Here is an 8,012-nt window from a genome sequence, read left to right on the forward strand (position 1 = left end):
GTGCGAAGCTGCGCCCGCTGCGCCATGATCGTCGGATTGGCATCATAGGTCTTCGCCAGCGCCTCGCGCAGCGTCTCCGTCTGCGCATGAGCGGCGCCGCCCATCGTCAAGGCAGCCATCCCCACCGCCGCCAGCAACCGTCCCCGCATCACGCTCTCGCTCCAAAATCAAAAAGTGAATCCGCGCGGCCTCAGGAAGCCCGGCAGCACGGCCGCGGCGACGTCGGAAACGGCGGTCGTGCCAAACGCTCCCCCGGCAACGCGGCCGACGCAAAGGCGCGTCACCCCGTCCTCCAGCAGCGCCAGCGCAACCTCTCCGCCATCCGCCACCTGATCGACGATGGCCTGCGGAACAAATTCGACGGCGCCATCGATCAGGATGAAATCATAAGGCCCGGCCGCCGGATGGCCTTGGGTGAGCGGTCCTTCGACCAGATCGACGCCGGTGCCGACCAGGGCGCTCCTTGCGAAAGCAGCCAGTTCGGATACTTCCTCGAGCGCCACGACCGACCTGACCAGGCGCGCCAGCACGGCAGCCGAATAGCCGGTGGCGGCGCCGATCACGAGCGCCCGCTCGTCGCCGCCCAGCCGCGCCTCGGTTAGCATCCGTCCGAGCGCCATCGGGGGACTGAGTTGGCGTTCGTGGCCGATCGGAACCAGCGTGTCGGCATAAGCGAGCGCGCGGCGCTCTGCCGGAACGAACCGCTCGCGCGGCACGGCTCCCATCGCCGCGACCACGCGCGGGTCGTTGACTCCGGTCGTCCGAAGCTGGCTAGCCACCATGGCGCGCCGCATCTGCTCGAAATTCTGTTCAGTCATCCCGCCATTCTACTCGCATAACTGTCTTAGTGACGCAATACACTTCCGGCCCCTTGCGGCTTTTATCGGTAACCCCCGTATAGGCCAAGCGGAGATAAATGGACCGATCCAGCCCGTCGGCGCATCCTCAGGCCGTGAGGACGACCATCGAACAGCAAGAGACGTGCCACGAACGCTCACCGCTTCGGACAGCAGCTGCCGGTGCGCCCGGACTGTCCGGAAACGGACAAGCCTGTCCGCTGGCGGACATGCCTTTCCGTCACGGCTGCGGCAGGCTAGTTGCCGCGATCATGGCGACGGCAAGAGCGCGGAGATCTGCCCGGGGCCCAGGCGGAGGCAGAGTGGTGACGTCCGAATCGGCCGCGGAGAGCGCGGCGGCTGTCCAAGAGCGTCCATTCGATCGCGGGCTGCGCCGCCTTCGGCGCGACCGGGCGGAACGATCCGGGGACGACGCCTTCTACCTCCACCGCCGTGCCACCGAGGAACTGCTCGAGCGACTCGACCTGGTGCAGCGGGAGTTTCGCAGCGCGCTGGTACTCGGCTGCGGCGACTTGCGCTTGCCGGATCGGCTTCGCAGCCGGGGGATCGAGGTCGCCGCCGCCGATGCCGGCGCGAGACTCGCACGGGCAGCGGCCGGCGTGCATTGCGACGAGGACCGCCTCCCCTTCGCCGACGGGGCTTTCGACCTGGTTCTCTCGGTTGGCGTGCTCGATACCGTGAACGACCTGCCGGGCGCGCTTACCTTGATCCGTCGAACGCTGCGGCCCGACGGGCTCTTCCTCGCTTCCTTTGCCGGTGCCGGCAGCCTGCCGCGGCTTCGACAGGCGATGCGCGCCGCCGACACGGCGGAAGGCCTGGATCCGTCGCCGCGGCTGCACCCTCAGGTGGACGTGCGCGCGTGCGGCGACCTGCTCGGCCGCGCCGGCTTCACCTTGCCGGTCGTCGACATCGAAAGCGTCGCGGTCCGCTTTGCCGGGCTTGGGCGCCTGATCGGCGACCTCCGAGGGATGGCCGGGACCAACCTGCTCGCGCTCAGGTCGAGGCGTCCGCTAGGCCGCGTGGGGCTCGCAGCCGCGATCGCGGATTTCGCCGCGGGCGCCGACACGGACGGCAAGATCGCCGAGCGCTTCGAGATTATCTACCTGAGTGGCTGGGCGCCGTCTCCGGACCAGCCACGCCCGGCAAGGCGCGGCAGTGCAACCGCCTCCCTGACGGAGGCGCTGCGGCGCAAGGATTAGGTTGAGCCGATCAGCGCGTCGAGCATGGCAAGGAGCGGCCGGTCGGCCGGAGGCATCTCATCAGGATCCATCTCGTGCAGGCGGAGCCATTTCAGCGCGCTCGCGTCAAGCGGCCGCGGCTCGCCGGTCCAGGCCCGGCAGATATAGAGGAGGAGGATCATGTGCCTGCCGCCGACCGCCGCGCTGGCGAAGCAGGCGGGCGTCAGCGCCGGCGCCGGCACGGCGATTCCCAGCTCCTCATCGAGTTCACGAATCAAGGCGGCCTCGGGCAGCTCGCCTGGCTCGACCTTGCCGCCGGGAAATTCCCAGAGACCGGCCATGGCGCGGCCCGGTGAACGCTGCTGCAACAGGACCCGCCGTTGCGGGTCCACCAGCGCCACAGCCACCACGGTCATTGTCGGATTTTCTGTCAATTCCAAGCTATCCGGTAGGAATTCGTTAACGACGGAGCACGTATTCGAGCGCGAATGGGCGACTAGCCCAGCCGGGGGCGAGCAGCGATGCGGCGATTCTTCGCGATTTTCAAGGACGCACACGGCGCAACTTCCGTCGAGTACGGAATGATCCTCGCCTTGATCTTCCTCGCGATGATCGGGGCTCTTGGTCAGTTCGGAACGACCGCGATCAACATGTGGAACATGGTCGCAAACGAGATCGGCGGAAGCTGATCCGCATTAAACGTTTGGAAACCTCCCCTCCATAGAAGGAATGCTCGTCGACCCAGATTCAATGCGCGGGCGACGAAGGAAGTGTGGACTTCCAACGAGTGGAATTGAACGAAGGAGACCGGAAATGCAGTTCATTCGCAAGATTTTCAAGGACAAGAAGGGTGCCACCGCCATCGAGTACGGCCTCATCGCCGCACTGATCGCCGTTGCCGCCATTACCGCGATGACGAGCCTGGGCACGACTTTGAACGCCACTTTCAATGAAGTGGCGACCGAAATGGCCGGCGACTAAGCTTCCTTTCAGATTAGAACGAAGCGGGCGGCGGAAGCAATTCTGCCGCCCTTTCTTCTTCTCCGCTTCAGCGGCAGCCGTAATTTACCGGCTTGACCCTCCGGCTGGCCAGAGCATGTCGCCCTGGCCTGGCCCGACTCGCCGCTTCCCCTGCCGCTTTTCCTGCACTACCTGCGGCGCATGGATCTGACCGCCCTCGACATATTGGTGGTCCTGCTCGTGGGAGCGGGTCTCGTCTTCGGCTTCCTGCGCGGCTTCGTCTTCGAGCTGCTCTCGCTGTTCGCCTGGATCCTCGCGATCCTCGCGCTGCGTTATTTCCACGCCCCGGCGGCGGAGATGCTCCAGGGACCGGTCGGGAGCGGCGCCTGGCTGCTGGCGTTCGTGCTCGTATTCGGCGTCGTGTTCCTACTCGGCAAGCTTGCTTCGCACCGGGTCGGTGGACAGGTACGCCGATCGGTCGTCGGCCCGATCGACCGGATCCTCGGTGGCGGCTTCGGCGCTCTGAAGGGGCTGCTGGGCGCCACCTTGCTCTATCTCGCGCTCAACTTCGTCTATGACATGCTCTGGGGGCGTGCCGCGGCCCGGCCGGATTGGATTTCGAATTCGCGCACCTATCCCCTGCTCCACGCGAGCGGCGAGGCGATCGTGGATCTGGTCGAAGCGCGTCGCGGTGCAGAAGCCGACCGTGACGGACGCGGCAACGCAGAATGACCGAGATAAGACTGCACGACACCATGGCGCGTGAGAGACGCGTCTTCACGCCCGCCGACCCCGGCCGAGTGACGATGTATGTGTGCGGACCAACCGTCTACAGCCGCGCCCATATCGGCAATGCCCGGCCGGCGGTGGTCTTCGATGTGCTCGCACGGTTGCTCCGCCACGTCTATGGCGAGAACAGCCTCGTCTATGCGCGCAACGTGACGGACGTTGACGACAAGATCATCGACGCGGCCCGCGCCGAAGGCGTCGACCCTTCCGTGGTGACCGCGCGGTTCGAGCAATTCTACGACGAGGATATGGGCGCACTCGGCGTCGCTGGGCCGACCATCGCACCGCACGCGACCGAGCATGTACCCGATATGGTGGCGATGATCGCGCGGCTGATTGCGAGCGGCAACGCATATGAAGCGGACGGCCATGTCCTTTTCCACGTGCCGTCCGATCCGGGCTATGGCGCGCTGGGCCGCCGTGACCGCGATGCGATGATCGCCGGTGCGCGAGTCGAAGTCGCCGCTTACAAGAAGGACCCGGCCGATTTCGTGCTGTGGAAGCCGTCCGCGCCGGACGTGATCGGCTGGGAGTCTCCCTGGGGCCGGGGCCGGCCCGGATGGCACATCGAATGCTCGGCGATGATCGAGCGGCATCTCGGCGAGACGATAGACATTCATGGCGGCGGACTCGACCTCATCTTCCCCCACCACGAGAATGAGATCGCCCAGAGCCGGTGCGTCCATGCCGGAACGGCCCTTGCGCGCTACTGGGTCCATAACGGCTTCCTTTCGATGGCCGGCGGCGAGAAGATGTCGAAGAGCCTCGGCAACGTCGTCACCGTGGCCGAGCTTCTCGAGCGTGGTCACAAGGGCGAGACCCTGCGCTTCGCCTTGCTGTCGGCCCATTACCGCCAGCCGCTCGAATGGTCGGAGAACCTCGTTGCGCAGAGCCGAACGACCCTGGACCGCCTGTACCGGGCCGCCGGCGGCGCCGAGCCGGGCAATGTCGACGCGGCCGTGCTGGACGCTCTGGCCGACGACCTCAACACGCCGCTTGCTCTGTCGCGCCTTTCGGCGATCGAGGATGCGGCGACACTCCGCGCCAGCGCGAATCTGCTCGGCCTGCTTGGCGACAGCAACGATGCCTGGTTTCAGGGAGGAGGCGATGCAGGGATCGACGCGCGCATCGCCGCGCGGGCCGAAGCCAAGGCAAGGCGCGATTTCGCCGAGGCCGACCGGATTCGCGACGAGCTGGCGCGCGAAGGCATCATCCTGGAGGATAAGCCGCACGGAACGACCTGGCGACGGGGCTGAACCCCGGGTCCGGGAATGTCCCGTCGTGCCGGTGGAACACCTGCTCGCCCCTCTCTATATCGCCCCCGTGACCAGCGCCCTCTACACCCGCGACATCTTGCGGCTTGCCGTCAGCATCCCGCATCTCGAACGGCTTCGGGCGCCGCATGCGTCCGCTACTCGGCGCTCGCCGGTTTGCGGAAGCGAGGTCACGGTCGACGTCGTCACCGGAGACGACGGCCGGATCCTGGAACTCGGCCAGGAGGTCCGCGCCTGCGCGCTCGGTCAGGCGTCGGCCGCCTTGATGGGCGCGCATGCGCTCGGCCGGACTCCCGAGGAGATCGCCGCTGCGCGGGATCGGCTGGCGGGATTCCTGGCGGGGAGCCGGGACGATCCCGGCGAGTGGCCGGGCCTGTCGGTGTTCGCTTACGCACGACCGTTCACCGCCCGCCACGCTTCGATCCTGCTGGCGTTCGAAGCTGCGGCCGACGCGGCCGCGGCCGCCCGGCACGGCTGATGGAGGCCACCGCCGCTCCCGCCGCGGATGCCGCCGCGCTCGTCCTGCGCGACGGCGTCATCATGCTTGGCGCCGCCATGATATTCGTCATGCTGTTCCGCCGCCTCGGCCTGGGGGCAGTGCTCGGCTATCTGGTCGCCGGCGCGCTGATCGGGCCCGACGGCCTCGGCCTCATCTCGGCGCCCGACGAGATGCTCCGGGTCGCCGAAATCGGGATCGTGCTGCTGCTCTTTCTCGTCGGCCTCGAGCTTCAGCCGAGGCGATTGTGGCGGCTCAAGCAGGACATATTCGGGCTCGGCCTCCTTCAGGTGACGGTCAGCGGCCTGGCCCTTGCCGCGCTCGTCCATTTCGTGGGCGGCTTCAGCCTTGCCGCGTCGCTGGCGATCGGCCTCCCACTCGCCCTGTCTTCGACGGCGCAGGTGCTGCCGAGCCTGCGCGCCGACGGTTCGATTCACACCCAGGCCGGCGAGCGGGCCTTTTCGGTCCTCCTCTTCCAGGACCTTTCGATCGTGCCGCTGCTGACCATCGTCGCCGCCCTGTCGCGCGCGCCCGCCGATCCCGCCACGCCCCCGGGATGGCAGCTCGCTCTGTTCACCATCGCCGCCATCGGCGGGCTGGTCCTTGCCGGCCGTTTCCTGATCAACCCCTTGTTCCAGCTGGTCGGCCGAATCAGCGAGCGAGAATTGTTCATTGTCGCGGGCCTGTTCGTCGTGCTCGCGAGCGCCGCCGTCATGGAGTCCCTGCATCTTTCGACCGCTCTCGGCGCCTTCATCGCGGGGGTCATGCTGGCCGATTCGCCTTATCGGCATGAGCTGGAGGCAGACATCGATCCCTTCCGCTCGATCCTGCTTGGACTGTTCTTCCTCGCCGTCGGCATGATGCTCGACCTCGAAGCGATTGCCGAGCGCCCTCTTTTCGTCATCGGCATGGCCGCCGCGCTCATCGCGGTGAAGGCTTCAGTCCTCTTCGGAATCGCCCGCGCATTCCGCATGCCGCCGCGCAAGGCGCTGAAGCTCGGCCTTTTGCTCAGCCAGGGAGGCGAGTTCGGCTTCGTCCTGTTCGCCGCGGCCCAGAACGCCGCCCTGATCGCGCCCGAGGCGGCGAGTCTGTTCGGCGCCATCGTGACCGTGTCCATGGCGACCACGCCCTTCCTGATGATGTTCAACGACTGGCTCGATCGACGATCGGCGCGCGGCGACACGGCCGGTCTCGACGGCCCGGAGCATAGCGAGGCTTCAGAGGCGATCGTCGTCGGCTACGGGCGTTTCGGCCAGACGGTCGCGCAGATGATGATGGCCAAGGGGATCAGGGTCACCCTGATCGATATCAAGCCCAGCCAGATCGAGCTGTCCGGCAGCTTCGGCATGAAGGTCTATTATGGCGACGGAACCAGGACGGATTTGCTCCGCCTCGCCGGTGCCGCCGATGCCAAGGCCCTGCTCTTCTGCATCGACGGCGCGGCGCTTACCGCGCAGCGCCTTCAGCCGATCATGGACGCCTTCCCGCAGGCCGCCATCTTCGTTCGCACCTTCGACCGGCGGCAGCTGCTCGCCTTGAGGCCGCTCGGAACCCATTATGTCGCACGCGAGCTGTTCGAATCGGCGGTGGCCATGGGGCGCGAGGCGCTGGCTTTGTTTTGCTTCGACGCCGAGGAGGTCGATCGGGTCGAGGCGGAATATCGGCGCCGGGATGCGGAGCGGCTCGACATACAGGAGAGCTCTGGCGACCTGCTGGCGCTCAAGGAGCGCATGTTCGGGCCCAGGAATCAGATTCCCGATCGGGAAACCGGGTGAGGCATTGCGGGAGGGCAAGCCGGAGTCCGGCCGACCTCGTCCGCGGGGGCTGTACAGGGCGCGCTCGGCTGGGGCAAAAGGCCGGCCATGCCAAGATATGATTTCGCTCCGACGCGCCGCCGCCGGTCGCCGCTCCCGATGGTCCTGATCATCCTCCTTATCCTCCTGGTCGGCTTCCTCGTCTATTCGTCGACGGTGGACACGGAGGTCCCGACGCAACGCGTCGAGCAGGACGTGACGAATGAAGTCCTGGCGAAATAGAACCCTGCTCCTTGCCGGGGCCGCCGCGCTCGCAGCATCGATCCCCGCCCTGAGCCAGGAGGGCGAGGCGCCCGAATCGCTGCTGCCCCCGGGATTTGGCGATCCGGGGACGCTGCCGCCGCCGGAGGAGAAAGCGGCGCCGGTTCCCGCTCCATCCTCCCGGCCGAGCCCCGTCTCCGCCGCACCCCCGGGCGTGCGGGAGACCGAGGAAAGCGAGGAAGCGGAACTCGAACAGCTGGATCCGCTCGAGCGACCCCGTCCGATCAACTATTTCTCGGTTCCGGAAGGCGCCGCCCGACCGGTAAGCGTAGTAGGCCCGCTTGCGCCGGGGCGCTTCGGGCTCGGCGCCGGCGCATTCGGCCGCGGCGACGGCGTCTTCCTCTCGGCCCTGATGCAGCGCCTCGACGCGCCTTTGCCTTCGC

At 67.1% G+C, this 8,012-nt stretch carries 10 protein-coding genes and 1 pseudogene; 9 read left to right on the forward strand and 2 right to left on the reverse strand.

Translation table 11 applies throughout. From position 1 onward, the window contains the following. Positions 1-167 precede the first annotated feature (167 nt). On the reverse strand, positions 168-818 hold the full coding sequence (locus EKM57_RS16930; RefSeq protein ID WP_129793716.1) for a protein-L-isoaspartate O-methyltransferase: 651 nt from the start codon (positions 816-818) through the stop codon (positions 168-170). Between the two features lie 344 nt (positions 819-1,162). On the opposite strand from EKM57_RS16930, the gene EKM57_RS16935 reads away from it, so the two are divergent. Further along, positions 1,163-2,056 carry a class I SAM-dependent methyltransferase gene (locus tag EKM57_RS16935; RefSeq protein ID WP_243451104.1) on the forward strand — a complete coding sequence of 298 codons (894 nt, stop codon included), beginning with the start codon at positions 1,163-1,165 and terminating at the stop codon, positions 2,054-2,056. Here EKM57_RS16935 and EKM57_RS16940 read toward each other — a convergent pair. Then, positions 2,053-2,451, reverse strand: coding sequence for a (deoxy)nucleoside triphosphate pyrophosphohydrolase (locus EKM57_RS16940; protein WP_129793718.1), 399 nt, complete (start codon positions 2,449-2,451; stop codon positions 2,053-2,055). The two genes, EKM57_RS16935 and EKM57_RS16940, sit on opposite strands and share 4 nt — an antisense overlap. A 105-nt stretch (positions 2,452-2,556) precedes the next feature. Between EKM57_RS16940 and EKM57_RS22705 the strand changes: the two genes are divergently transcribed. The 8 genes and pseudogenes from EKM57_RS22705 to EKM57_RS22530 form a co-directional block, all read left to right on the forward strand. Continuing rightward, positions 2,557-2,724 carry a Flp family type IVb pilin gene (locus EKM57_RS22705; protein WP_129793719.1) on the forward strand — a complete coding sequence of 56 codons (168 nt, stop codon included), beginning with the start codon at positions 2,557-2,559 and terminating at the stop codon, positions 2,722-2,724. A gap of 124 nt (positions 2,725-2,848) precedes the next feature. Continuing rightward, positions 2,849-3,016, forward strand: coding sequence for a Flp family type IVb pilin (locus EKM57_RS16950; RefSeq protein ID WP_129793720.1), 168 nt, complete (start codon positions 2,849-2,851; stop codon positions 3,014-3,016). A gap of 180 nt (positions 3,017-3,196) precedes the next feature. After that, positions 3,197-3,727, forward strand: coding sequence for a CvpA family protein (locus tag EKM57_RS16955; protein WP_371414155.1), 531 nt, complete (start codon positions 3,197-3,199; stop codon positions 3,725-3,727). After that, positions 3,724-5,040 carry a cysteine--tRNA ligase gene (gene cysS / locus EKM57_RS16960; protein WP_129793721.1) on the forward strand — a complete coding sequence of 439 codons (1,317 nt, stop codon included), beginning with the start codon at positions 3,724-3,726 and terminating at the stop codon, positions 5,038-5,040. The genes EKM57_RS16955 and cysS overlap by 4 nt, the downstream gene beginning before the upstream one ends. Positions 5,041-5,065: 25 nt before the next feature. Beyond that, positions 5,066-5,536: an iron-sulfur cluster assembly scaffold protein gene (locus EKM57_RS16965; RefSeq protein ID WP_243451106.1), complete on the forward strand. Its 471-nt coding sequence runs from the start codon at positions 5,066-5,068 to the stop codon at positions 5,534-5,536. Further along, the gene (locus EKM57_RS16970; RefSeq protein ID WP_129793722.1) at positions 5,536-7,329 is read left to right on the forward strand and encodes a monovalent cation:proton antiporter-2 (CPA2) family protein; all 1,794 of its coding nucleotides are present in this window, start codon (positions 5,536-5,538) and stop codon (positions 7,327-7,329) included. The genes EKM57_RS16965 and EKM57_RS16970 overlap by 1 nt, the downstream gene beginning before the upstream one ends. Positions 7,330-7,467: 138 nt before the next feature. Next, positions 7,468-7,590, forward strand: coding sequence for a hypothetical protein (locus EKM57_RS22710; RefSeq protein ID WP_256386909.1), 123 nt, complete (start codon positions 7,468-7,470; stop codon positions 7,588-7,590). Continuing rightward, positions 7,571-8,012 (forward strand): annotated as a pseudogene (locus EKM57_RS22530) (hypothetical protein); the annotation flags it as partial. The gene EKM57_RS22710 and the pseudogene EKM57_RS22530, both read left to right, overlap by 20 nt.

The organism is Sphingosinicella sp. CPCC 101087 (genome assembly GCF_004151485.1).
Taxonomy (GTDB): Bacteria; Pseudomonadota; Alphaproteobacteria; order Sphingomonadales; family Sphingomonadaceae; genus Allosphingosinicella.